At 71.4% G+C, this 24,199-nt stretch carries 19 protein-coding genes; 10 read left to right on the forward strand and 9 right to left on the reverse strand.

The window, feature by feature from the left end; genetic code table 11:
* Window positions 1-128: 128 nt before the first annotated feature.
* The 3 genes from JOD54_RS26985 to JOD54_RS26995 are packed head-to-tail and all read left to right on the forward strand — an operon-like array spanning window position 129 to window position 3,857.
* Entirely contained in the window at window positions 129-1,337 is a 1,209-nt protein-coding gene (locus JOD54_RS26985; protein ID WP_204454493.1) for a UDP-N-acetylglucosamine 2-epimerase, read from the forward strand.
* Entirely contained in the window at window positions 1,334-2,500 is a 1,167-nt protein-coding gene (locus JOD54_RS26990) for an MFS transporter (RefSeq protein WP_204454495.1), read from the forward strand. Before JOD54_RS26985 ends, JOD54_RS26990 begins: the two co-directional genes overlap by 4 nt.
* Before the next feature lie 10 nt (window positions 2,501-2,510).
* On the forward strand, window positions 2,511-3,857 hold the full coding sequence (locus JOD54_RS26995; RefSeq protein ID WP_204454497.1) for a GH1 family beta-glucosidase: 1,347 nt from the start codon (window positions 2,511-2,513) through the stop codon (window positions 3,855-3,857).
* On the opposite strand, the gene JOD54_RS27000 is transcribed toward JOD54_RS26995, so the two are convergent.
* Both JOD54_RS27000 and JOD54_RS27005 read right to left on the reverse strand, forming a co-directional pair.
* Entirely contained in the window at window positions 3,854-4,846 is a 993-nt protein-coding gene (locus JOD54_RS27000) for a beta-ketoacyl-ACP synthase 3 (RefSeq protein ID WP_204454499.1), read from the reverse strand. The two genes, JOD54_RS26995 and JOD54_RS27000, sit on opposite strands and share 4 nt — an antisense overlap.
* A 135-nt stretch (window positions 4,847-4,981) precedes the next feature.
* Entirely contained in the window at window positions 4,982-6,334 is a 1,353-nt protein-coding gene (locus JOD54_RS27005; protein WP_204454501.1) for a CoA transferase, read from the reverse strand.
* A 171-nt stretch (window positions 6,335-6,505) separates the two neighbouring features.
* Here JOD54_RS27005 and JOD54_RS27010 point away from each other — a divergent pair, with 171 nt between their 5' ends.
* Window positions 6,506-7,291 carry a metallophosphoesterase gene (locus tag JOD54_RS27010; protein WP_204454504.1) on the forward strand — a complete coding sequence of 262 codons (786 nt, stop codon included), beginning with the start codon at window positions 6,506-6,508 and terminating at the stop codon, window positions 7,289-7,291.
* Between the two features lie 130 nt (window positions 7,292-7,421).
* On the opposite strand, the gene JOD54_RS27015 is transcribed toward JOD54_RS27010, so the two are convergent.
* Together JOD54_RS27015 and icmF are read right to left on the reverse strand one after the other, a co-directional pair.
* Complete coding sequence (locus JOD54_RS27015; protein ID WP_204454506.1) at window positions 7,422-8,282, reverse strand: 3-hydroxybutyryl-CoA dehydrogenase; 861 nt, start codon at window positions 8,280-8,282, stop codon at window positions 7,422-7,424.
* Window positions 8,283-8,326: 44 nt separating this feature from the next.
* The gene (gene icmF / locus JOD54_RS27020) at window positions 8,327-11,551 is read right to left on the reverse strand and encodes a fused isobutyryl-CoA mutase/GTPase IcmF (RefSeq protein ID WP_204454508.1); all 3,225 of its coding nucleotides are present in this window, start codon (window positions 11,549-11,551) and stop codon (window positions 8,327-8,329) included.
* Between the two features lie 122 nt (window positions 11,552-11,673).
* Here icmF and paaI point away from each other — a divergent pair, with 122 nt between their 5' ends.
* On the forward strand, window positions 11,674-12,039 hold the full coding sequence (paaI, locus tag JOD54_RS27025; protein WP_204456663.1) for a hydroxyphenylacetyl-CoA thioesterase PaaI: 366 nt from the start codon (window positions 11,674-11,676) through the stop codon (window positions 12,037-12,039).
* Complete coding sequence (locus JOD54_RS27030; RefSeq protein ID WP_204454510.1) at window positions 12,036-12,503, forward strand: nucleoside deaminase; 468 nt, start codon at window positions 12,036-12,038, stop codon at window positions 12,501-12,503. The genes paaI and JOD54_RS27030 overlap by 4 nt, the downstream gene beginning before the upstream one ends.
* 411 nt (window positions 12,504-12,914) lie before the next feature.
* Here the strand turns inward: JOD54_RS27030 and JOD54_RS27035 are convergent, their stop codons facing one another.
* The 3 genes from JOD54_RS27035 to JOD54_RS27045 form a co-directional block, all read right to left on the reverse strand.
* Complete coding sequence (locus JOD54_RS27035; RefSeq protein WP_204454512.1) at window positions 12,915-15,515, reverse strand: P-loop NTPase fold protein; 2,601 nt, start codon at window positions 15,513-15,515, stop codon at window positions 12,915-12,917.
* 23 nt (window positions 15,516-15,538) lie between these two features.
* Complete coding sequence (locus JOD54_RS27040; RefSeq protein ID WP_204454514.1) at window positions 15,539-17,638, reverse strand: GAF domain-containing sensor histidine kinase; 2,100 nt, start codon at window positions 17,636-17,638, stop codon at window positions 15,539-15,541.
* A gap of 94 nt (window positions 17,639-17,732) precedes the next feature.
* Window positions 17,733-18,332 carry a hypothetical protein gene (locus JOD54_RS27045; protein ID WP_307860311.1) on the reverse strand — a complete coding sequence of 200 codons (600 nt, stop codon included), beginning with the start codon at window positions 18,330-18,332 and terminating at the stop codon, window positions 17,733-17,735.
* A gap of 90 nt (window positions 18,333-18,422) precedes the next feature.
* On the opposite strand from JOD54_RS27045, the gene JOD54_RS27050 reads away from it, so the two are divergent.
* Genes JOD54_RS27050 through JOD54_RS27065 form a run of 4 tightly spaced genes read left to right on the forward strand, consistent with a single transcriptional unit; the run spans window position 18,423 to window position 21,424 of the window.
* Window positions 18,423-19,709: a class I SAM-dependent methyltransferase gene (locus JOD54_RS27050; RefSeq protein ID WP_307860313.1), complete on the forward strand. Its 1,287-nt coding sequence runs from the start codon at window positions 18,423-18,425 to the stop codon at window positions 19,707-19,709.
* Window positions 19,706-20,476 carry a DUF1295 domain-containing protein gene (locus JOD54_RS27055; protein ID WP_204454517.1) on the forward strand — a complete coding sequence of 257 codons (771 nt, stop codon included), beginning with the start codon at window positions 19,706-19,708 and terminating at the stop codon, window positions 20,474-20,476. Before JOD54_RS27050 ends, JOD54_RS27055 begins: the two co-directional genes overlap by 4 nt.
* The gene (locus tag JOD54_RS27060) at window positions 20,473-20,937 is read left to right on the forward strand and encodes a peroxiredoxin (RefSeq protein ID WP_204454519.1); all 465 of its coding nucleotides are present in this window, start codon (window positions 20,473-20,475) and stop codon (window positions 20,935-20,937) included. The genes JOD54_RS27055 and JOD54_RS27060 overlap by 4 nt, the downstream gene beginning before the upstream one ends.
* 10 nt (window positions 20,938-20,947) lie before the next feature.
* Window positions 20,948-21,424 (forward strand): DinB family protein, encoded by a 477-nt coding sequence (locus JOD54_RS27065; RefSeq protein WP_204454521.1) that lies wholly within the window; start codon window positions 20,948-20,950, stop codon window positions 21,422-21,424.
* A gap of 675 nt (window positions 21,425-22,099) precedes the next feature.
* On the opposite strand, the gene JOD54_RS27070 is transcribed toward JOD54_RS27065, so the two are convergent.
* A complete protein-coding gene (locus tag JOD54_RS27070) occupies window positions 22,100-22,792 on the reverse strand; it encodes a peptidylprolyl isomerase (protein ID WP_239575407.1) in 693 nt (230 codons plus the stop codon).
* Between the two features lie 158 nt (window positions 22,793-22,950).
* Window positions 22,951-24,171, reverse strand: coding sequence for an LCP family protein (locus JOD54_RS27075; protein WP_204454525.1), 1,221 nt, complete (start codon window positions 24,169-24,171; stop codon window positions 22,951-22,953).
* Between the last annotated feature and the right edge of the window lie 28 nt (window positions 24,172-24,199).

Raw genomic sequence — 24,199 nt, forward strand, 5'->3', positions numbered from 1 at the left:
GCGGGTCCGGCGTGTCACCGGGTCGGCCGGAACTACGGGCGGTAACGTCGCGGGGGTCCAGCGCTATACCGCATGCAGGAGACGGGGACGCGACCGGGGGTGTCCGCCGCGGAGTGGAAGGGGCGCCCGTGCCGCACACCCTGGTGCCGCTGCCCTCGCCACCCCGTCCGGGACACGTACCTGAGGTGTGCCTGGTGGCGGGCGACGCGGCGGCCGCGGTGAAGGTGGCGCCGCTGGCGGCGGCGATGCGGGCGCGCAAGCGGGTCCGGCCGGTGCTGCTGGCCTGCGGCGACCAGGCGCGCGCGGCGGCGGAAGTGCTGTCCGGCTTCGGTTTGGCCATCGACGTGCTGGTGGAGCTGGCCCGCGACGGCCAGCCGACGACCTGCGCCGCGGCCCAGTTGCTCACCGGTCTCGACCACGCCTTCGCCGACCGCCCACCGGACGCGGTGGTCGTGCAGGGTGATTCGGCGACGGCGTTCAGCGCGGCCATGGCGGCGTTCTGGCGGCAGGTCCCGGTGGTGCACCTGGACGCCGGGGTGCGCTCGTTCGACCTGACGGCGCCGTTCCCGCAGGAGGGCCACCGCCGGTTGATCGCCCAGGTGTCGTCGCTGCACCTGGCCGCGACGCCGGACGCGTCGGCGAACCTGGCCCAGGAGTCGCACGGCGGCCCCAAGGTGGTGACGGTCGGCAGCACGGCGGTGGACGCCGGGTTCGACGCGCTCGACCGGTATGTGCGGCACAACGACGAGCGCGTGCAGGCGGTGGAGAACGCGGTGGTGGCCGGGGAGGTCCGGCTTGCGCTGGTGGTGCTCGACGAGGCGCGGGTGCCAGACGAGCGGGCGGCCCAGGTGCTGCACGGGATCGCGGACCTGGTGCTGGCGTGCCCTGACTTGGAGGTCGTGCTCCCGGTCGCGCGCGGCGCGCTGCGCCACCTCGCCTACGACATGCTCGGCCGGTTGGTGCGGGTGACGATCACCGACCCGCTGCCGCAGCCGGAACTGGTGTGCCTGCTGTCGGTCTCCGCCGCGGTGGTCACCGATTCCGCGACCCTCGCCGAGCAGGCCCCCAGCTTCGGCGTTCCGGCCTTGGTGCTCGGCGGTGAACCGGGTACCTGGAGCGAGCCGCCCGCGCTCGGCCACCCCTGGACCGCGGGGCCGGATCGGGCCGCGATCGCCCGTATAGCCGAGAAACTCGTCCTCACCCACGTGGAACGCCGCTGCGCCACCCCGACCGACAACCCCTTCGGCGACGGCTTCGCGGCCGTCCGCTGCGAACAGGCCGTCCAGTGGCTCTTGGGCCTGCGCGACCGCCCGTCCGAGTTCGCGCCCCGCCCTTGAGCGGTGTCGGGACCCGCACGCAGCCGGGAGCACGTTGGGTCGCCGCGTTCAGCCTCGCGACGGCGGCGGTCTTCATCGGGTGGTACGGGCCGCTGCAGATCCTGCTGGCCAAGCAGGCCGATCTCGTGGACCCGGCGAGCAAGGAGCACGTGCTCGCCCTCGTCGCGGGGGTCGGTGCCGCGTGTTCGATGGTCGCGAACCCGTTGTGGGGTGCGCTGTCGGACCGGTCCCGCCGCAGGATCCCCTGGGTCGTCGGTGGTGCGGTCGCCGGGGCGGGCGGGCTGCTCGTGTTGGCCAGCGCCACGAGCACCGGTGCGATGATCGGCGGGTGGGCGGTGGTCCAGGTCGCGCTCAACGCCCCGTTCGCCGCGCTCAGCGCGGTCATCCCAGACCAGGTCCCGGCCGAGCGCCGCGGCACCGTCGGCGGCTGGTTCGGCCTCGCGCAGACCATCGGGATCATGGCGGGCACCGGGCTGGCGTTGACCGGCGGGACCGTCGTCGGCGGGTACACCGCCTGCGCGGTCGCGGTGGTCCTCGGGGCCATCCCGTTCGCCCTCGTCGCCACCGACGACGTGCCGGAGCGGCGGTCGACCCGGTCGCCGGTCACGCCGGACTTCCGGTGGGCGTGGGTGACCCGGTTCCTGATCAACCTCGGCAACGGCCTGACCCTGCTCTACCTGCTGTACTACCTCAAGGACGAGGTCGGCGTCGCGGACCCGGAGTCGGGCGTCTTCCTGCTGACCGCGATCTACGCCGTCGCGCTGCTGACGACGGTGCTCACCGGTGGCGTGCTGTCGGACCGGGTCGGCAAGCGGCGGGTCTTCGTCTGCGCGGCCGGGGTGGTGATGGCGGGGGCGGCGATGCTGCTCGCGGTGTGGCCGACCTGGCCGGGGGCGGTCACCGCTGCGGTCGTGCTCGGCATCGGGTTCGGCGCCTACACCTCGGTGGACTTCGCGTTGATCACCGAGGTGTTGCCCGCGGCGGCCGACCGGGGGAAGGATCTGGGGGTGATCAACGTGGCCAACGCGCTCCCCCAGGTGCTCGCGCCCGTGGTCGCCGCGCCGATCGTCGCGGGCGGCGGCTACCCCGCGCTCTACGCGGTGGCCGCTGCGGTCGGCCTGGCGGGCGCGGTGCTGGTGTTCCGGATCAAGACAGTCCACTGAGGAGTCCCGCATGCCGTTCCCCGGTTTCCCGGCCGATTTCCTGTGGGGTGTCGCCTCGGCGGCCTACCAGGTCGAGGGTGCTGTCGCCGAGGGTGGGCGGGCACCGTCGGTGTGGGACACGTTCTGCGCGGAGCCGGGCCGGATCCGCGACGGCGACACCGGGTCGGTCGCGACCGACCACTACCACCGCTACCGCGAGGACGTCGCCCTGCTGCGCGACCTCGGGGTTGGCGCGTACCGGTTCTCCGTGTCCTGGCCCAGGGTGATGCCGGGGGGCGTGGTCAACCCGGAGGGACTGGACTTCTACGACCGACTCGTCGACGAGCTGCACGCGGCCGGGATCGAACCGGCGGTCACCCTCTTCCACTGGGACACCCCGCAGGCTGTCGAGGACGCGGGCGGGTGGCTCGAGCGCGACACGGCGGACCGGTTCGCCGACTACGCGGCCGTTGTGGCCGAACGGCTCAAGGACCGCGTGCGGCTGTGGATGCCGCTCAACGAACCCGTTGTGGTCACGATGTTCGGCTACGCGCTGGGCAACCACGCGCCAGGCAAGTCCCTCGGGTTCGGCGCGCTGCCGGTCGTGCACCACCTGCTACTCGGGCACGGCCGCGCGGTGCAGGCACTGCGCGCGGCGGGGTGCACGGGGATCGGCATCGCCAACAACCACGGTCCGGTGTGGTCGGCCAGCGAGTCCGAAGTGGACACCAATGCCGCGCAGACCTACGACACCATCGTCAACTGGCTGTTCGCCGATCCGGTCCTGCGCGGCACGTACCCCGCTCCGGAGTTGGCGGCCGCCATGCCGGGACCGGTGGTCGAGGACCTGAAGGTGATCTCCGAGCCACTGGACTTCTACGGGATCAACTACTACCAGCCCACCCTGGTCGGCCAGTCCACAACGGACTCGGCGCAGGTGGTCGAGGGCGCTATGCTCCCGCCCGGCCTGCCGTTCGCGCCGCAGCCGATCACCGGGTACCCCGTCACCGACTTCGGGTGGCCGGTCGTTCCCGATGGACTGCGCGAGATCGTCGCGACCTTCACCGAACGCTACGGCGACGCGCTGCCCCCGATCCACATCACCGAGAGCGGGTGTTCCTACCACGACCCGGATCCCGTCGACGGCCGTGTCCCGGACCCGGAGCGGGTCGCGTACCACGAAAGCCACCTCACGGCGCTGGCCGCCGCGATGGCGGCGGGCGCCGACGTGCGCGGCTACTTCGCGTGGTCGGCCACCGACAACTTCGAGTGGGCGGCGGGCTACCGCGAGCGCTTCGGCCTCGTCCACGTCGACTACGCCACGCAGCGGCGCACCCCGAAGGACTCCTACTTCTGGTACCAGCAGGTGGTGCGCTAGACGACTGCGGGAACGCGGGCGGGCAACCGGACCACCTGCGCCGCGTAGGTCAGCCCGGCGCCGAACCCCACCAGCAGCGCCAACCCGCCCGGCTCGACCTGCCCCTCGGCCAGCAGCCGCTCCATGGCCATCGGGATCGAGGCCGCCGAGGTGTTGCCCGCCTCGACCACGTCCCTGGCGATCACCGCGTTCGGCGCGTCGAGCTTGCGCGCGATGGCCTCGATGATGCGCAGGTTCGCCTGGTGCGGCACGATCGCGGCCAGGTCGGCCGGGGTGATGCCCGCGCGCTCGCAGGCCAACCGGGCGATCGGGTGGATCTCGGTGGTGGCCCAGCGGAACACCGCCTGGCCCTGCATGCGCATCCGGCCGCCGCGCGGGATCTCGATCAGCTCGGCCGCCGCCCCCGCGCCGTCGCTGCCCCACACGATCGGCCCGATGCCCGGCTCGTCGGCCGCGACCACCACCGCGGCGCCCGCGCCGTCGGCGAAGATGATCGAGGTGCCCAAGTCGGCGGGGTCGACCCAGGCCGACATGGTCTCGGTGCCGATCACCAGCACCTTGGCCGCCGACCCGGCGCGCACGACGTCGGAGGCGACGGCGAGGGCGTAGCAGAAGCCGGAGCAGGCGGCGTTGAGGTCGAACGCGGCGGCCGCCGAGGAGCCCAGCGCCTTGGCCACGCTCGCCGCGCGCACCGGCACCGGGTTGCCCGCGCTGCAGGTGGCCACGACGACCAAGTCCACCTCGCTCGCGTGCAGGCCCGCCTGGGTCAGCGCCCTGGTGCCCGCGGTGACCGCCATGACCTCCAGGCCCTCGCCCTTGACCACGCGGCGCGAGACGATGCCGGTCCGCTCCCGGATCCAGTCGCCGGTGCGGCCGAACCGGGCGGCGATCTCGGCGCTGCCCACGGCGGTGCTCGGGCGGTAGGCGCCGAGGCCGACGACGCGGGCACCCGCCGCCCCTTGGCGCTGGCGCAAACCGATGACTGTCACCGGGTCACTGTGGTCAACTACCCCCGGGTAGCACGGGGCCTGTGATGGATTTCTCACCGAAAGTGTTACGTGCCAGCGACTTCGGCAACTGTTCAGTAGCACCCGCCGGTAGCCATCCGCTGTCGCGTGTGGACGCTAGTGGAAGGTCCACGGGCTCACCGGGACCACACACCCGTCCCGGGTCAGCGCCTTGGCGAACCTGGGGTCGTCGGCCAGCTCGGCGAGATCGGTGCAGACCGGGACCGACAACGGCGCCGTGCAGGCACCTCGGCGGGCGTTGAGCCGGGCGGCCGCGGCGGCCAGCGACGACTCGACCCGGTGGCCCCGACCGTGCTCGACCCGACCCTCCAGCGCGGTGGTGACCGCACGGGTGAGCACGACACCGGCGAACACCGCGACGACCGGCAGCAGGGTCGGCGGCACGCCCGCGTAGGCCTGCACCACCGGGTCGGTGCCCGGCGGCGGCCAGCGCCCGAGCGCGGACCCCCAGTCGGTGGCGTGCGCGTGCACGATCCCGGGGCGGACCCCGCTCACCCCGGCCGCGTCCAGCGACCACGCCCGCGCCTTGTCCGGCGGCCAGTCGTGGGTGAACACGTCGGCCGCCGCGACCAGGTCCCGCAGCACCCGCCGCCCCGCGACCGTCGCCGGGTCGGCCGCGACGACCCGCTTGCCCCGGTTGAGCACCGCGGTGGAGTCGGCGTGCCGGTCTGGCACGACCCGGACCACGGTCGCACCGAGGAACCCCAGCAGGTGCCCGGCCATCATCCCGTGGTCGCGGCGGCAGCACTCGACCACGCGCAGCCCCGACAGCGGCAGCGGCCCGGCGGGCGGGAGGTCCGCGCCGACGGCCTCCAGCGGCCGCGCGCTGTAGGGCGCGAGGTCGTCGATCGGCGGGTGCGCGACCCGCACCACGGCCATGCCCGTGTCGCGCGCGCACCGCTCGGTCACCCCGATCGACGTCCGCGCGGCGACCCGACCGAGCTCCGCAGGCAACGGGCACGCCGCCGTCTGCGTCCGCCGCGCGAACAACGGCCACCCAGCCGCCACCGCACCCGCGTCCGCCCCCAGCGCGGCCCAGAACCGCCGCCACACCACCGCGTCCACGGCCTCGACCTCGTACCCGACCCCCTCCACCGAAACCAGCGGCGCCCCACCCGGCCCCGGGATGTCCTCGCCCCCACCACCAGTAGCCGCCGCCAAGTACCGCGACACCGCCAACAACCCAGCCTGCGCCGCGGACGTGCTCATCCCCCGCAACGCCATCCCCCTGGCCCGCCCCACCCGCACAGCGGCGGCCCCCGTCTCCCCCAGCTCGCTGGCCACGATGCACGTGTAGTTGAGGTCCAGCCGCCGAGGCCCCCCGAACCGCCGCCCGTGCACGTGCATCACCCCACAGGCCGCCTGCACATCGATCTCCCCCGCCAACGGCAGGTCCACCGGCCCAGCCCAGGAGACCCCCTCAGGCAGACCCCCCACAACCCCACCCATCACGTCACCTCAGCGTGAACCCCTCCACACAACGGCAACCACCTTCCCCACCCACCCCCCGATCTCGCGATACCAGCGACCACTCTTCACACGAAAGAGAAGGGAGCGCTCCCACCCATCTCACGGACAGTCACAAGCCCGCCTTGGGTACTTTGGCGGGGGGAGGTGGCCGTGGGACGAATCGCCATCGTGGGGGACGTCGGTGGGCACTCGGAACAGCTGCGCTGGGTGCTGCGGTGGTTGGGAGCGCGGGATTCGCGACTACCCGAGGATCTGACGGTGGTGCAGGTCGGGGATCTTGTCGACCGGGGGCCGGACAGCGTGGCCGTGCTGGACGAAGTGGAGCGTGTCGCTGGCCGGTGGGTCCAGCTGCTGGGCAACCACGAAGCGCAATACCTGCCCGGCAACACCGTGTTCTGGCCGGAACCGCTGGCCGGGGACGAGGTGGCGCGGCTGCGTGAGTGGTGGTCGGCAGAGCGGTTCGGGGTGGCCTCTGCGGTGCGGACCGCCGACGGGGACGAGCTGTTGGTGACGCACGCCGGGCTGACGGTGGCGGCGTGGCAGGAACTGGGCGAGCCGGGTTCAGCCGCCGAGGCCGCCGCGTTGTTGAACCAGCGGCCACCGCTGATCTGGGAGGTCGGCGCGCACGGTCGGGACGAGCGGGCCGGTCCGCTGTGGGCGGAGTCGGGCGCGGCCCTGCACGAACCGTGGCTGGCCTACCGCGGCGTCGTGCCGTTCGGCCAGGTCCACGGGCATTCGGCGCTCGTGCGGTACACCGACCGGCAGTGGCGTTGCGCGGGCCGGGTCCGCCAGCGCGCCACGGTCGACTGGCACGCGCGCCACGTGCGGGTCCGCATCGGCGGCCGGGTCTTCACCGGCGTAGACCCCTGCCACGGCAAGACCGGAGCCGACAAGTGGGAACCCCTAGTCCTGAACGACGCCACCATCCTGACCTGACCCGTACCCCACCCACACCCCGCCCCGCACACCCCCAACCCCCACACCCCGCCCTCACACCCGAGCCCGCCCACCCAAAGTCGGGGACGATGCCGGGCGGGGATGAGGGGGCGGGTGGCGGGAGAGAGTGTTACTGATACTGGTAGAAGCCGCGCTTGCTCTTCTTGCCGAGGAGGCCTGCGTCGACCATGCGCAGCAGCAGTGGGGGCGCCGAGTACAGCTGTTCCTTGAACTCCGCGTAGAGCGAGTCCGCGATGGCCTTGGTGGTGTCGAGGCCGATGAGGTCGGTCAGGCGGAGGGGGCCCATGGGGTGGGCGCAGCCGAGGACCATGCCGTTGTCGATGTCCTCGGCTGAGGCGAAGCCGGACTCCATCATGCGGATCGCCGAGAGCAAGTACGGGATCAGCAGGGCGTTGACCACGAACCCGGCCCGGTCCTGCGACAGGATGACCTGCTTGCCCAGCACGTCCTCGACGAACACCTTCGCGCGGTCGCGGGTGTCGTCGCCGGTGAGCAGGGACGGGACCAGTTCGACGAGTTTGAGGACCGGGACCGGGTTGAAGAAGTGCACCCCGATGACCGCCTGCGGCCGCGTCGTCGCCATGCCCAGTTTCATGATGGGGATGGAGGACGTGTTGGACGCGAAGATGGCGTCCGGGTCTTCGACGACCTTGTCGAGGGTGGTGAAGACCTCGGTCTTGACCTGCTCGTTCTCCGCGACCGCCTCGATGGTGAGCTGGCGGTCGGCGAACTCGCCGAGGTCGGTGCTGAACCGCAGCCTGGCCAGCGCGGCGTCGCGCTCGTCCTCGGCCAGCTTGCCGTTGCGCACGCCGCGCGCCAGGGACGCCTCGATCCGCGCCCGGCCCGCGTCCAGCGCGCCGCTGCTGACCTCGGCGACCACCACGTCCAGGCCCGCCCGCGCGCACACCTCCGCGATGCCCGAGCCCATCAGGCCCGCCCCGACCACGCCGACCCGGCTGATCTCACTCACCCGCACTACCCCTTCGCTCACCGAAACCCGCCACGGAACCAGGATCACACATTGCGCCGGTACTGCCCACCGACCTCGAAGAACGCCTCGGTGATCTGCCCGAGGGTGCACACCCTGGCCGCGGCCATCAGCACGTCGAACACGTTGCCGTCGGAGGCGGCGACCTCGCGCAGCCTGGCCAGGGCCGCGGTGGCCTCGTCGCGGTGGCGCTGCTGGTAGTCGCGGGTGCGCTCGACCTGCGAGCGCTTCTCGTCCTCGGTGGCCCTGGCCAGTTCGATCTCCACGACCCCGTCCTCCTCGCCCTTGGCTGGCAGGAAGGTGTTGACGCCGATGAGCGGCAGGGTGCCGTCGTGCTTGCGGTGCTCGTAGAGCATCGACTCGTCCTGGATGCGGCCGCGCTGGTAGCCGGTCTCCATGGCGCCGAGCACGCCGCCGCGGTCGGAGATGCGGTCGAACTCGGTGAGCACGGCCTCCTCGACCAGGTCGGTCAGCTCGTCGATGACGAAGGAACCCTGCAGCGGGTTCTCGTTCATCGACAGGCCCCACTCCTTGTTGATGATGAGCTGGATGGCCATCGCGCGGCGGACCGACGACTCGGTCGGTGTGGTGATCGCCTCGTCGAAGGCGTTGGTGTGCAACGAGTTCGCGTTGTCGTAGAGCGCGCACAGCGCCTGCAGCGTGGTGCGGATGTCGTTGAAGTTCATCTCCTGGGCGTGCAGCGAGCGCCCGGAGGTCTGCACGTGGTACTTGAGCTTCTGCGACCGCTCCGCCGCGCCGTAGCGCTCCTTCATCGCCACCGCCCAGATCCGGCGGGCGACCCGGCCGATCACCGAGTACTCGGCGTCCATGCCGTTGGAGAAGAAGAACGACAGGTTCGGCGCGAAGTCGTCGATGTCCATGCCGCGGGCCAGGTACGACTCGACGTAGGTGAACCCGTTGGCCAGGGTGAAGGCGAGCTGGCTGATCGGGTTCGCCCCGGCCTCGGCGATGTGGTAGCCGGAGATGGACACCGAGTAGAAGTTGCGGACCTTGTTGCGGATGAACCACTCCTGGATGTCGGCCATCATCCGCAGGCTGAACTCGGTGGAGAAGATGCAGGTGTTCTGGCCCTGGTCCTCCTTGAGGATGTCGGCCTGCACGGTGCCGCGCACGTTGGCCAGCGCCCACGCGGTCAACTCGACGCGCTCGTCGTCGGTGGGCTGCCTGCCCTCGGCGGCGACGAACGCCTCGACCCGCTTGTCGATGGCGGTGTTGAGGAAGTACGCCAGGATCGTCGGCGCCGGGCCGTTGATCGTCATCGACACCGAGGTGGTCGGCGCGGTGAGGTCGAAGCCGTCGTAGAGCGCCTTCATGTCCTCGAGCGAGGCGATGGACACGCCGGAGGTGCCGATCTTGCCGTAGACGTCCGGCGGGGTGTCGGGGTCGCGGCCGTAGAGGGTCACCGAGTCGAACGCGGTGGACAGCCGGGTGGCCGGGTTGCCCTCGGACAGCAGCTTGAACCGGCGGTTGGTGCGGAACGCGTCGCCCTCACCGGCGAACATGCGCGCCGGGTCCTCGCCCTCGCGCTTGAACGGGAAGACGCCCGCGGTGAACGGGAACGAGCCGGGCAGGTTCTCCTTGCGCAGGAACCGGGTCAGCGAGGTCTGCTCGTCGTAGCGGGGCAGCGCAACCCGGGGGACCTTGTTGCCGGACAGGGTTTCCCGCCACAGCTGGGTGTGCAGCTCCTTGTCGCGGACCTTCACCACGAGCTCTTCGGCCCGGTACTGCTCCACTGTGGACGGCCACGCGGCCAGCAGGTCCTCGGTGTCGCGGTCGACCCGGCGCTGCGCCTCGGCCACCAGCCGATCAAGGTCCTCAGTGGACGAACCGGCCAGCTCGATCGCTTTGCGCGCCAAGGAGAGCGCCGAGTGCTCGCGCACGGCCTCGACCTGCTGGTCGGTCTTGCGGTGGTAGCCGCGGACGGTGTCGGCGATGTCGGACAGGTACCTGGCGCGCTGGGCCGGGACGACGGTGGCGGCCGAGGTGGAGACCTTGCCCTCGACGTGCGGGAGCGCGCCGTCGCCGAACGCGACGCCCTTGTCCGCCAGCAGTTCGCGCAGCGCCTGGTAGAGCGCGGTGACGCCGTCGTCGTTGAAGGTGGCCGCGCTGGTGCCGTAGACCGGCATGTCCTCCCAGGACTTGCCGAACGCCTCGCGGTTGCGCACCAGCTGGCGGGCGACGTCGCGGCGGGCGTCCTCGGCACCGCGGCGCTCGAACTTGTTGATCGCCACCACGTCGGCGAAGTCGAGCATGTCGATCTTCTCCAGCTGCGAGGCGGCGCCGAACTCCGGCGTCATCACGTACAGCGAGACGTCGACGTAGGGCACGATCGCGGCGTCGCCCTGGCCGATGCCGGGGGTCTCCACGATGACCAGGTCGTTGCCTGCGGCCTTGGCGGCGGCGATCGCGTCGGCGAGCCCCTCGGGCACCTCGGACCCGGCGCCGCGGGTGGCCAGCGAGCGGAAGAAGACCCGGTCGCCCTCCAGCGAGTTCATCCGGATCCGGTCGCCCAGCAGCGCGCCGCCGCCGCGGCGGCGGGTCGGGTCGACGGCGATGACCGCGATCCGCAGCTTGTCCTGCTGGTCCAGGCGCAGGCGGCGGACCAGCTCGTCGGTCAGCGAGGACTTGCCGGAGCCGCCGGTGCCGGTGATGCCCAGCACGGGGACCGCGCGATCGCCTGTGAGCGTGGCGCGCACGTCCTCGGGCAGGGTGCCCGCCTCGATCCTGGTGACGGCCTTCGCCAGGGCCGCGTGGTCGCCAGCCAGCAGCGCCTCGCGGGTGAACTCGCCAGGCGGGGTGAAGTCGCAGGCCTCGACCATCGAGTTGATCATCTTGGCCAGGCCGAGCCGCTGGCCGTCCTCCGGGGAGAAGATCCTGGCGACGCCGCGCGAGTGCAGCAGCCGGATCTCCTCGGGCACGATGACGCCGCCGCCCCCGCCGAACACCTTGACGTGGCCCGCGCCGCGCTCGGCGAGCAGCTCGACCAGGTAGCTGAAGTACTCGACGTGCCCGCCCTGGTAGGCGCTGATGGCCACGCCCTGCACGTCCTCCTGGACGGCGGCGGCGACCACCTCCCGCACCGAGCGGTTGTGCCCGAGGTGGATCACCTCGGCGCCCTGCGTCTGCAGGATCCGGCGCATGATGTTGATGGCCGCGTCGTGGCCGTCGAACAGGCTGGCCGCGGTGACGAACCGGACCGGGTTGGCCGGTCGGTACAGCTCGGCGGACATGGGGCCTCCCGGGTGTGGGACGTACCGGAATAGTTTGACGTCCTACTTTCGGACGGGCAAGTACCGTGTGGTTGAGCTTACGGGCATAGGATGGTTCGGTGGTACCCGAACCGGTGGCGAGGATGCTCGCCGACGACCTCGCCTCCAGCGCCCTGGGCATCCGGTTGCTCGACGCGGGCCCCGGTCGCGCCAGCGCCGCCATGCTGATCACCGAGACCATGGTCAACGGGCACGGCATCGGCCACGGCGGGTACGTGTTCCTGCTGGCCGACACCGCGTTCGCCTGCGCGTGCAACAGCCACGGCCCGGTCACCGTCGCCGCGGGCGCCGAGATCACCTTCGTCGCCGCGGTCCGCCTCGGCGACGAGCTGGTGGCGACCGCGACCGAGCGCACGGTCTACGGCCGCAGCGGCATCTACGACGTGACCGTCACCCGGGAGGATGAAGTCGTGGCCGAGTTCCGCGGGCGCAGCCGGACCCTGCGATGACCGTCGAGCGCTGGCTGACCGAGGCCATCGACCTCGCCACCACCAACGTCGCCGCGGGCGGCGGCCCGTTCGGCGCCCTGGTCGTGCGCGGCGACGAGGTGATCGCCAGGGGCGTGAACCGGGTGACCGCCGACACCGATCCCACCGCCCATGCCGAGGTCGTCGCCATCCGCGCCGCCTGCCGGGCCCTCGGCGACTTCCGGCTGCACGGGTGCCTGCTGGTGTCCTCCTGCGAACCCTGCCCCCTGTGCCTCTCGGCCTCCCTCTGGGCCCGCCTCGACCAGGTCATCTACGCCGCCGACCGCGACGACGCCGAACAAGCGGGCTTCGCCGACCGAGAGTTCTACGACGTGCTCGGCCGCCCCCGCGACACCTGGCCCCTCAAGGTCGACCAACTGCGCCCCGGCACCGAATCAGCCCCCTTCACCGCCTGGACCACCCGCCTAGACCGCACCGACTACTGAATCAGGCGTGGCCCCAGATGGGGCGACACGACACCCGCCCTCGCACGACGCCCATCACGGCGTGGACCGCCCGCCTCGACGGCACCGACTACCGAATCAGGCGCCGCCGACCCGCCGCGCATGCGGCGCAGGCCTGGAACCGCTCCACCGTCGGCAAGGCGACCAACTCCGCCACCAAACCAGGCTGGCGTGCGGGCGCGTCGACAACCCGCCCGGACGACACGACTTGCCCTCGCGCCGCTTACGGCGTGGACCACCGCCCCGACGGCACCGGGCGTGGCCGAGCCACCGCACCTGCGGTGCGCGGACGTGAAACCGCCCCACCGTGGGCCTGGTGACAAGCTCGGCCACCGGGCCCAGGCTGACGTGCACGCCCACGCCTGCACCCGCTCGACCGCACCGACTGCCAAGTCAGGCGTAGCTGAACCGCCGCACGTGTGGTGCCCAGACCTGGAAGCGCTCCATCGTGGGCAAGGCGACCAACTCCGTCACCGAACCCAGGCCGGCGTGCAGCCGCGTCCACGACTCCGTCCGCTCAGGCGACACAACACCCACCACCGCACAACGCCCGTCCACCGGGAGCAGATCCGCGACGAAGTCGCGCCACTGGCTTGTCGGGTCGCGGTGCAGCAGTCCGCCCGCGCCCGACGGGGACGGTCGCGCGGAGAACACCTCGTCGACCAGTGCGGGGACTGCCGCGATGATGCCGAGCAGCACGATGACCGCTTGGTGGTCACCTGGTGTCGCCTCGTCGCCGAGGAAGGTCGCGGCGTCGGTGAGGTCCCTCGTCGCGCGGACCATCCGGTAGGTGTTGAGCAGCCGCTTGGCCGCTCGGGGGGTGGTGATCAGCGGGTCGAGCGCGGTGAGCAGGTCCAGTTCGCGTTCGGTGAGCGCGAGCGGCGGGTCGTTCGGGAGATCCGCACTGATTTCGGATCCCGGCTCCGCGGTGAGCTCGACCGCGGTCACGGACGGCGCGGGGTCGGCGCCTGCTTCGGCGGCCACCTCCTCGGCGGGGACAACCGCGACGGGGACCATGGAGCGCAGCAGGGTGCCCAGGCTCCCGCCCGCCATCGGCGGCAGGGTGAACGGGATGTTGATGATCTTCTCCAGGTAGTCGGCCGGGGTGGCCGCGCCGAGCACGTCGGCGTAGCGCGCCTCGACGCAGCGCCGCAGCCACCCGGGGTCGACGCCGATCACGACGGTGAACAGGTCCATGGCGAGCAGGATGTGCACGGCTTCGAGCACCTCGACGACCTGCCGCGGTGGGCACCGGTCCAGGTCGTCGATGTAGAGCACGACCCGGTCGACCGGCCGCTGACCGCCGACCGGGGTGGCCCGCCACTGGGCGAGCAGCGCCACCAACTGCTCGAAGTCCTTGCGCAGCGTGGAAACGACGCCGAGACCGCGGGTGTAGGTGTCGCCGTCCGCCCGGTCGGCGACGAACGTCGCCACCCGCCGCCCCGGGTCGGTGTCGACCAGCCGCTTGCCCAGTTCGCCGATCCGCGCGACCACCTCGTCGAGGCGGGCGGTGGCGACCTCCTGCTCGGCCTCGGCCGCGCGCAACTTGTCCATCAGCGCCACGGATTCGGGCGTGGCCAGGCCCGCCCGGAGGTCCTCGCCGAGCCTGCGCAGTTCGCCGATCCCCTTCCTGGCCCGGGCGAGCGCACTGATGCCGAAGGCCGCGATCACGGCACTGACCGCACCACCGAGCATCGTCGCGACCGGAACGAGCAAGGCCGCACCCGCACTGACACCGAGAACGGCGGCGGCAGCCCACAACGCCGTCCTGCCCCGACGGGTGCGGGCGAGTTCGCGCACCGCCACCACATCCCCGTGGACGTCACGCAATTGCGCCGACAGCAGCCGCGCCTGTTCAACCTCGTCGGCGACCCCGAGATGCCGCCACGTGGCGTCGGCCTTCTGCTTCACGAGCTTGGATTGGCTCAACGCGGCCAGCACCTCGCGGGCACCCGACACGTGCTTGGCGTCCGCCTGGTCGATTTCGGCCTTCAACTGGGTCACCTCGGCCCGCGCACGCTCGCTCGTGGCCACCAGGTCCTCGCGCAGCCGATCGGCCTTGGCGAGCTCCCGACTCAGCTCGTCCCGGTACGGCCCGGTGCCCGCGAGCCCCGCGAAGATCACGTCGGCGAGGCTCGCCCAGAGGTTGGCTTCCGCGTAGTGCCACGCGTTGAAACCGATCTGCGTGACGTTGGTGCAGTACCGCCCCTCACGCGACAGGGCGTCGATCTGGCCGTGCACGAGCCCCATGAAGAAGCTCTTCCCACTCCCCCAAGGGCCGAACACCCCGACGGACAACGGGGTCTCGGTCGTCCGGTCCGCGATCACGGCGGCGAGCATGGCCGCGTAGGTACCGACACCGAGCCGGTCACGCCCGAGCGGGATCGCCTTGTTCGGATCGACCAGATCGGTACTCGCCCCACCCGCCAACTCAGCCGACACCGAATCCGGCTTGGCCCGCCTGCGGCGCTGGCCCCGTTGGTGGACGTTGTCGACCCACTGGTCCTGGCCGAACAGCACGACCTCGCGCAAGCGTGGGGTGGGAATGTCAGGGACCGCGTCGCGTATCGCCCTCATGACGGGATAGATGATGTCCTCCGGCGCCCCGCTGATTTCGCCTGCCGCCATCAACGGCAGCGCTACTTCCTGCGCTCTATACATGATGACCTCACGGATCGCGGATCGGATGGCCAACTCGACCGACACCTCCGACACCCGTCCGAAACGGTCATGCGGTGTCGCCAAGACCACCATCTGGACACGCCCAAGGGAATTGACCCGGAGGGTAACCGGGCGGTCCGTATTGACGTCTTTCAGCAAAGCGGGCTGTGCCAGCCGTTCGAACTCCTCGTTGTGCCTGGCGAGGGCGACGCCGACTTGGCCGAGCTCCGCGCCGACCGTGACGACCAGGGCGTCTACCCCGAGATCCCACGGTTTCTCGGTGCGCTCCACCGAGATCGTCACCTGCCCGACCGAAGCGATCCGTCTGCGCACGGCGCAAACCGTACACCCGACGGTCAGGTGCGGTGGACCGCCTGCCGGTCGTCGCCCGCGCGCTGAGGGGGCGCTGTGTGGCTGCGGGACGGGATGGTGAAGCAGGCTCGGGTGCCGCCGCCGGGGGCGGGTTCTATCCAGATCCGGCCGCCGTGGCGGTCGATGATGCGTTTGCAGGTGCTGAGGCCTATGCCGGTGCCCTGGTAGCCCGCTCCGGCGTGTTCTCGGTGGAAGAGGGCGAAGACCTTGTCCCTGGACTCCTCGCTGATGCCGATGCCGTTGTCGGTGATTCGGAGGGTGACCCAGCCGTCGGTCGTCTCGGCGCTGACGTGCACGCGCGGGTCGACGCCGGGGGCCACGTACTTCACGGCGTTGCCCAGCAGGTTGGCCATGACCTGGCGCAGCAGGGTCGGGTGGGCGGGGACGGCGGGCAGGTGGTCGCGGGTGATGGTGACGTGGTCGCGGGCGGCGCGCAGTTCGGCGGCCAGGTCGTCGACGACGGTGTCGAGGTCGAGGGAGCGCAGGCTCAGCGGCTCGTGGCAGGCGCGCGCGTGGTCGAGCAGGTCGTCGATCATGGACGTCATGCGGTGCGCGGCGCGGGTGATCGCCGAGATCGCCTTGGCCTCGCTGGGGCCGTGCTCGGCCGAATCGGCGAACACCTCGGCGTAGGCGGAGATCGCCGTCAGCGGCGACTTCAGGTCGTGGGCGACCATCGCGGTGAACCGGTCGAGCTCGTCGTTGGCGGCGGCCAGTTCGCTGTTGGCCATCGCCAGCCGCTCCCTGGCGGCCTCGCGTTCGGTGACGTCGCGCAGGAACGCGTGGAAGCGCTTCTCCCCCTGCCAGGTGAACGGCGCCAGGCTCAGCTCCACCAGCAGCCCGGTGCCGTCGCGGCGGCGGGCGGGCACGCGCACCAGCCGGGTGCTGCCCAGGGCGGCGCGGGCGAGCAGGCTCTCGCCGTCGGCGCGCTGCGGGAAGACGAGCTCCTCCAGCCGCCTGCCGACCGCCTCGATCGAGGTCCAGCCGAACATCGCCTCGGCGGCCGGGTTCCAGCGGGTGACCACGCCGTCGGGGTCGGTGACCACGAACGCGTCCTGCGCGGTGTCGAGCACGGTGGTCAGCAGCCGCTCGCGGTCGGCCAGTTCGCGGCGCTGGGCCCGTTCCACGGTGACGTCGCTCATCGCCACGACCGCGCCGAGCAGGCTGCCGTCGGCGCGGCGCATCGCCCGGCCGGTGCACACGACCCGCACCGGGGGGCGGCCCACCCTGGCGATGACGATCTCCTGGTCGACGACCTTGCCCTCGTGCAGGGCGCGGAACAGCGGGATCTCCGGCACGGCCAGCGGGGTGCGGCCGTCGCGGGCGAACAGGCTGTAGCGGCCCGCCCAGTCCGCGGAGTCCAGGCCCGCGTCCGGGTCGAGGCCGTGCCACTCGCGGGCGGCCCGGTTGAACATGCTCAGCCGCCCGGTCTCGTCGCAGACCACGATGGCCACGTCGATCGACTCGTGCACGGCGTCGGTCAACTCCTGGCGGGCCTCCACCTGGCCCGCGTAGCCCTCGGCGAGGGTCCGCGCGGCCTGGGCCTCGACCGCCAGCGCGGCGGTGGTCCTGGCCTGCTTGCGCCGCTCGAACAGGGCGAGCACGACCGTCGCCAGGTCCTCCATCGCCGTGATCTGGGTGTCGGTGAACTCGCGGGCCATGGTGTCGAACGCGCACAGGGTGCCCAGCACGTGGCCGTCGGGGGTGATCAGCGGGACCGAGGCGTAGCCGCGGACCCTGGCCAGCTGCCCGGTGACCCACGGGTTGGCGGCGAACCGGTGGTCGAGGCTGGCGTCCGCGACGTGCACCGGCAGCCCGGTGTCCACCACGACCTGGCACATCGAGTCGGAGCGGGCGGAGTCGGCGCCCTCGAAGCCGACCGTGGTCAGCTGGCACTGGCGGTGCTCGTCGAGCAGGTTCAGCGTGGCCGTCGGCACCCCGGCCAGCACAGCGGCGACCCGGACCACCGCGGCCAGCTCAGCGTCAGCGGGGGTGTCGAGCACCCCGTACTCGTGCAACGCGGCCAAGCGCGCCGACTCGTCACCCAAGAACGCCTCCCGGATCCGCCGAGACCACTGGTATCCCATCGACCACTCCGGCGGAACCTGAAGCGTCTTCAGCTGATACCCGCCAATCGAGTGACGGCCGTGCAGCGGCTCCACTCTGCGTCATATGACCCGGTCAGGTGACGGCGAGGAACACCAGCCCACCCACCAGCGGCCCGACCACGGCACCGGCCACCACCTGCGCGACCGTGTGGTCCCCGAGCACCACCCGCGACCAGCAGACCAGCGCGACGAGGACGACCAGCACCAGCGACCACGGCCCGTGCAGCAGGGTCACCATCGCGACCGCTCCCCCGGCCACGGCCGCGTGCAGCGAGATCTTCCAGCGCTGGGTGATGGCCACGCACACCGCGAGGGTCGCGAACATCGCCAGCGACAGCGCCAGCACCTGCCGCGGCGCGTCGGCGACGACGAGGATCCCGATGCCGACCGCGGTGGACGCCAGCCCGACGGCGAGCGGCACCAGCCGGTGCTCGCGGTCGCGCACGTGGTGGGTGTCCCACCGGCCGGAGCGGGCGCCGCGGATGATGAAGACCATCGGCAGCACGCTGGAGAACAGCGCCACCTCCAGGCCCCACAGCAGCGTCAGCGCCGGGTCGTGCCCGGTCGCGGTCCAGGCGACCACCAGCGGGAGGACGAGGACGACCACCGCGGGCGAGAGCACCTCGGTGATCACTTTGGCCAGCCGGTCACCCCGGGCGACAGCGGTGTTCACGCGGGGCAATGCTGCCACGCCGGACCCATCCCCGGCTTCGCCGAGACCGAATGACCGGTGGTCGGTTTCACCTGAAGATGGGAGTCGCGCGTGGCCACATCCCCAGTCGCCCCGGTGCTCGTGCAGGTCGTCGAGCGGGCGCTCGGCGCGGCGCTGCCGATCCGGCTGCGCGCGTGGGACGGCAGCGAAGCCGGTCCCGCGGGCGGTCCGGTCGTGGTGGTGCGCGACCGGCTGGCGCTGCGGCGGCTGCTGTGGAACCCCGACGAGCTGGGACTGGCGCGCGCGTACGTGTCCGGCGAGTTGGACGTGGAGGGCGACCTCGGCGAGGCGCTGGGGCGGTTCTGGGCGCTGACCCGCGAGGGCGCGCTGCGCAAACTGTCCACCCGGGACAAGCTCTCGCTGGTCTCGGTGGGCATCCGGTTGGGTCTGGTCGGCCTCAGGCCGAAGCCGCCCGCGGAGGAGGCCAGGCTCTCGGGCCGCAAGCACAGCCGCGACCGCGACCAGGCCGCGATCGCCCACCACTACGACATGTCCAACGCGTTCTACGAGCGCATCCTCGACCCCAACATGGCCTACTCGTGCGGCTACTGGACCTCCGACGCCCCCGAGTACACCGTCGAGGACGCCCAGCGCGACAAGCTGGAACTCGTCTGCGTGAAGCTGGGGTTGCGGCCGGGGACACGGATGCTGGACGTGGGTTGCGGGTGGGGTTCGCTGGCGATCCACGCCGCCAAGCACCACGGCGCGCGGGTCACCGCGATCACGCTGTCGCGGGAGCAGCGGGAGTTCGTGCTCGCGCGGATCGCCGCCGAGGGGCTCGCGGAGCAGGTGGAGGTGCGGCTGCAGGACTACCGCGAACTGGCCGACGAGCCGTTCGACGCGATCGGGACCCTGGAGATGGGCGAGCACGTCGGCGCCGAGAACTACCCCCTGTACGCCGCGACGCTGTTCCGGATGCTCAAGCCGCAGGGGCGGTTGCTGCTGCAGCAGATGTCGCGGGGCGCGGTGGAGCAGGGCGGCGGGTCGTTCATCGAGACCTACATCGCGCCGGACATGAACATGCGCCCGGTTGGGCAGACTGTCGACATGCTGGAGCAGGCGGGCCTGGAGGTCCGCGACGTGGAGGCGTTCCGCGAGCACTACGTGTGGACGTGCCAGGCGTGGGGTAAGACGCTGGAGTCGCGGTGGGACGAGCTGGTCGCGTTGGCGGGTGAGACCACTGCGCGCGTGTGGCGGCTCTACATGGCGGGAAGTGCGTTGGCGTTCGCCGAGAATCGGGTCGGGGTGCATCAGGTGCTCGCGGTTAGGCCAACTGTGGCTGGTAGCGCTGGGATGCCTCGTACGCGGTCGGAACTCCTCGCGTCGGAGTCGGTGTGATCCTGCTCTTGAGTCTCGCGGTCGTCGTCGTGGTCATTGGCGCGACCTTCGCGGTCAGTGCTGCCCGGGGCCGCTACGACACGATCGACTCCATCTGGGGTCTGGGTTTCGCGGCCATCGCGGTGGCGGGGTTCTTCGTGTCCACAGGGGACTTGGCGCTGCGGTTGACGGTCGCGGCGATGGTGGTCGTCTGGGGTGTTCGGCTCTCCGCGCACATCCACCACCGCAATCGCGGCAAGCCCGAGGACCGCAGGTACGTCAAGATCCTCAGCGACGCCAAGGGCGATCCCCGGTGGCACATGCTGCGGCGGGTGTTCCTCCCGCAGGCGGCCATCATGTGGTTCGTGTCGCTGCCTTTGCAGGCGGCGCTGTACGGGGACTTCGGTGTGCTGGCCTACCTGGGTGTCGCGGTGTGGGCGGTCGGCTTCGGTTTCGAGGCCGTGGGAGACTGGCAACTGGCCCGCTTCACCGCCGACCCGGCGAACAAGGGGACCGTTCTCGACACCGGGCTCTGGCGCTACACCCGCCACCCCAACTACTTCGGCGACGCGTGCGTGTGGTGGGGCGTGTACCTCACCGCGTGCCACTCGTGGCTCGGCGCCGCCACCCTGGCGTCGCCGGTACTCATGACCTACCTGCTCGCCAAGGGCACCGGAAAACCCCTGACCGAGCGGCACCTGTCGTCGAGCCGCCCCGGCTACGCCGACTACGTGGCACGCACCAGCGGGTTCTTCCCGCTGCCGCCCAAGAGAGGACCGCGCGCATGAAGACGGGCGACACCGCACCGGATTTCACCCTGACCGATGAAACCGGAACGTCGCGCACACTCAGCGACTGGCTGGAAACCGGCCCGGTCGTCCTCTTCTTCTACCCCGCCGCGATGACCGGTGGCTGCACCGCCGAGAGCTGCCACTTCCGGGACTTGGCGGCCGAGTTCGCCGAGGTCGGCGCGCACCGCGTGGGGATCAGCCCGGACAGCGTCGCCAAGCAGGCCCAGTTCTCGGAAATCAACTCCTTCGACTTCCCCCTCCTGGCCGACCCGGACGGCACGGTAGCCACCGAGTTCGGCGTCCGCCGCCGCTTCGGCCCCTTGCTGACCAAGCGCATGACCTTCGTCATCGACACCGACCGCACGGTACTGGCGGCTATCAAGAGCGAACTGCGGATGGCGGTACACGCGGACAAGGCCCTGGAAGTCCTGCGCGAACGGCTCTCCCGCACGGCTTAGGAGGAGTGCGGTGGACTGGTTCGACGTACCGCTGGCGGACGAGCGAACGCAGCTGCGGGCCCTGGTCGAGGACTACCGCGACGCCATGGCGGCCACCCTGCACGGCGTGACCGAGGAGCAGGCCCGCCGTCGGCTCGTGCCCTCGGCGACCACCCTGCTCGGGCTGCTCAAACACGTCACCTGGATGCAGCGCGTGTGGTTCGAAGAATGCGTCGGTGGCACGCCCCGGGGCGAACTGGACCTGGTCATGACCCCAGACGACTCCTTCCGGCTGACCGACGACGACACCATCGCCTCGATCACCGCCGCCTACCACCAAGCCTGCGCGACCGCCCGGAACACAGTCGCCAACCTCCCCCTGGACACCGTCGTCACCGGCCACCGCTCGGGTCCGCGCACCCTGCGCTGGGTGTACCTCCAGGTCCTCCGCGAACTAGCCCACCACAACGGCCACGCCGACATCCTGCGCGAACAACTACTCGCCTGACGCCAGCCGGGACCGCGCACGGACTCCGGGTAGAGCCAGGCAGCGAGCTCACTCAGTTCACGGCCGCGTGCATACTCGGCCCGCTTAACGCGCAGCAATTCCTGCTGGCTGCGGGGGTCTCCGCAGCTCACCACTCAACCGAACCTGGACCTCTGGGCGGGTGTCGACGAGTGCGGGGAGCGTTTCGAGGAGTAGCCGGAAGCTGTGGCACCAGCGGCTTCGGGGTCGGCTCGCCTTCGGCATTGCGCTGGATCCGTGGGATGTGGGTGTGCTCGATGGGGCGAACTTGTTTTGCGCGGGGCCCCTGCACCAGCCGTGGCAGGACCGCAAAAGCCGGGGCCGAAAAGCATGGCCCTGCAGCGAGGCAAGGCTACGACTGCCGCCACCCCACACAAAACAAGTCCGCCCCATCGAGCAGTTGGCACCGGAAGTTCCGAGTGTCCAGTGGTTGCTTTGGGTGGGCTGGCTCGGTGGGTTGGTTTGGCACCGGCTGTTCCGAGTGTCCAGTGGCTGGCATTGCTGTCGGAGTCGGGTGGTTGCTGCTCGCGGGCGTGCCAATCGAAGCCGCTTGGCCATGAGCGCCCCCGAGAACATGTGCCGGAAGGCGACCGTAGCAGGGGATCTTCAGGGGCATGCCCACCGCGGCGGGGTGGGTGCCCCGCCGCGGCTGTTGGGTCAGCAGGGGGTGTGCACGCGCAGGATCTTGGTGGTCTTCACCGGGGTGCCGTCGACGGGGGCCGGGTTGTCAGAGGTGGGCTGGATGCCGCCCGCGGCGACCTTGTCGAGGGTGGTCAGGCCGCGGGTGTCCACGGTGCCGAAGACCGTGTAGTTCGGCAGGAGGCGGGAGTCGCCGTAGACCAGGAAGAACTGGCTGCCGTTGGTGGCGGGTCCGGCGTTGGCCATGGCCAGGAGGCCTCGGCCGTAGACCTTGCGGGTGCCGGTGGTGTCACCGGGCCAGTTGGGCAGGTCGGTGGGGAGTTCGTCCTTGTACTTGTAGCCGGGGCCGCCTTCGCCGTTGTCCTTGGGGTCGCCGCACTGCAGGACCTTGAGGGTGGGGTAGGCGGTGAGCCGGTGGCAGGTGGTGAAGTCGTAGAACCGGTGCTCGGCCAGGTGCAGGAAGCTCTGCACCGTGCAGGGCGCCTTCGCCCGGTCCAGGGTCAGGCCGATGTGGCCCTGGCTGGTGGGCAGGTCGACCTTGACCGTGCCGCGGTTGGGGGTGCGCTTGGGGTCCCTGGGCAGCGGCACCGGGCGCGCGGCCGGGTCCTCCGGGGTCTCGGTGTACTGGCACGGGCCTTTGGTCACCTTGGGCGGCGGCTCGGTGGCGGCCGAGGCCGCTCCGGGGACCACCACGGCGGCCGAGACCGCCAGCGCCGCGGCGACGATGCCGCGGGTGAGCAGGGACTTCACGGGGTTCCTCCTAGTCGGCGACCGGGTCTCGGTCGCCGACGGCGAGGGTAGGGCAGCCCTCCGTCACCAGAACAGGTGCGCGGGACCCCACCCCGGCGCACCCGAACGGCCCAGTCCCCTTACTTCGGCGGGGCCACGATGACGTCCGCGGGCACCTCGGCGTCGGTGCGCAGCGCCTCGAACAGCTTGGCCGACTTGGTCTTGTCCCACAGGATCGCCGACCCGACGCCCTTGACGCTCTTGGAGCCGCTGAAGGGCACCGTCGTGGTGGTCAGCCCGTCGCCCGCGCCCATCGCGAAGGCCAGGCCGGGCAGGTTGTGCAGGTGGTCGCCCTCGTCGAGGGTGACCGCGTCCGGGGCGCTCGACAGCAGCGGGAACAGCCGGAACGGGTTGACCAGGGTGCTGAAGCTGGTGGCCTTGTCGGTCAGCGCGCCGATGAACTCGCGCTGGCGGATCACCCGGTCCAGGTCGGCGCGCGGCCCCTTGCGGGTGCGGACGTAGCCGAGCGCGTTGGCACCGTCCAACTCCTGGCAGCCCGCCGGGAGGTTGATGCCCGCGAGCGGGTCGTCGATCGGCGCGGCCAGGCACATCTCGACCCCGCCGACGGCGTCGACGACGTTGGCGAAGCCGCCGAAGCCGATCTCGATGTAGTGGTCGAGGCGCAGGCCGGTCGAGAGCTCGACGGTCTTGGCCAGCAGCGGCGCGCCGCCGAAGGCGAACGCGGCGTTGAGCTTGTTCTGGCCCTTGCCGGGGATCTCCACGAGCGAGTCGCGCAGCAGCGACACCAGCGTCGGCTTGGTGCCGTTGTCCGGCAGGTGCATCAGCATGATCGTGTCGGTGCGCTTGCCCTTGGCGTCACCGGTGGCCAGCCGCGCCTCGTCCTCGGCGGAGAGCTCCTCGCGGCTGTCGGACCCGACGATCAGCCAGTTGGTGCCCGCGCCCGCGGCCGGGCGGCCCTCGTAGTCGGTGAGCGCCTCGACCCGGTTCAGCGCGTTCTCCAGGTAGATCCACAGCCCGCCGAGCAGCGCGACGACGACCGCCAGCGCGATCAGCGCGATGCGGCCCTTGCGCCTGCGGCGGCGCGGGGGCGGTGGCGGGGTGCCGTACGGCTTGTGCCCCGACGGACCGGGCGGTCCGGGCGGCGGCTGCGGCGGACCAGCGGGCCGCGACGGCCGAGCGGGCTGCTGACCGCGCGGAACCTGGAAGGCGCCAGCGTGGTCGGGCTGGTACTTCGGCACCGCGGGTTCCGGTCGGTACGTCGGCGGCCTGCGGTCGGATCCGGGTTGCTCCATCTTCCGGGTCGGGTTGTAGCGCCGCTCCGGCTGCTGCCCATAGCTCATCCCAGCCCACCAACCTGGCCCGTCACCG

Origin of the sequence: Actinokineospora baliensis, assembly GCF_016907695.1 — a bacterium.
Taxonomy (GTDB): domain Bacteria; phylum Actinomycetota; class Actinomycetes; order Mycobacteriales; family Pseudonocardiaceae; genus Actinokineospora; species Actinokineospora baliensis.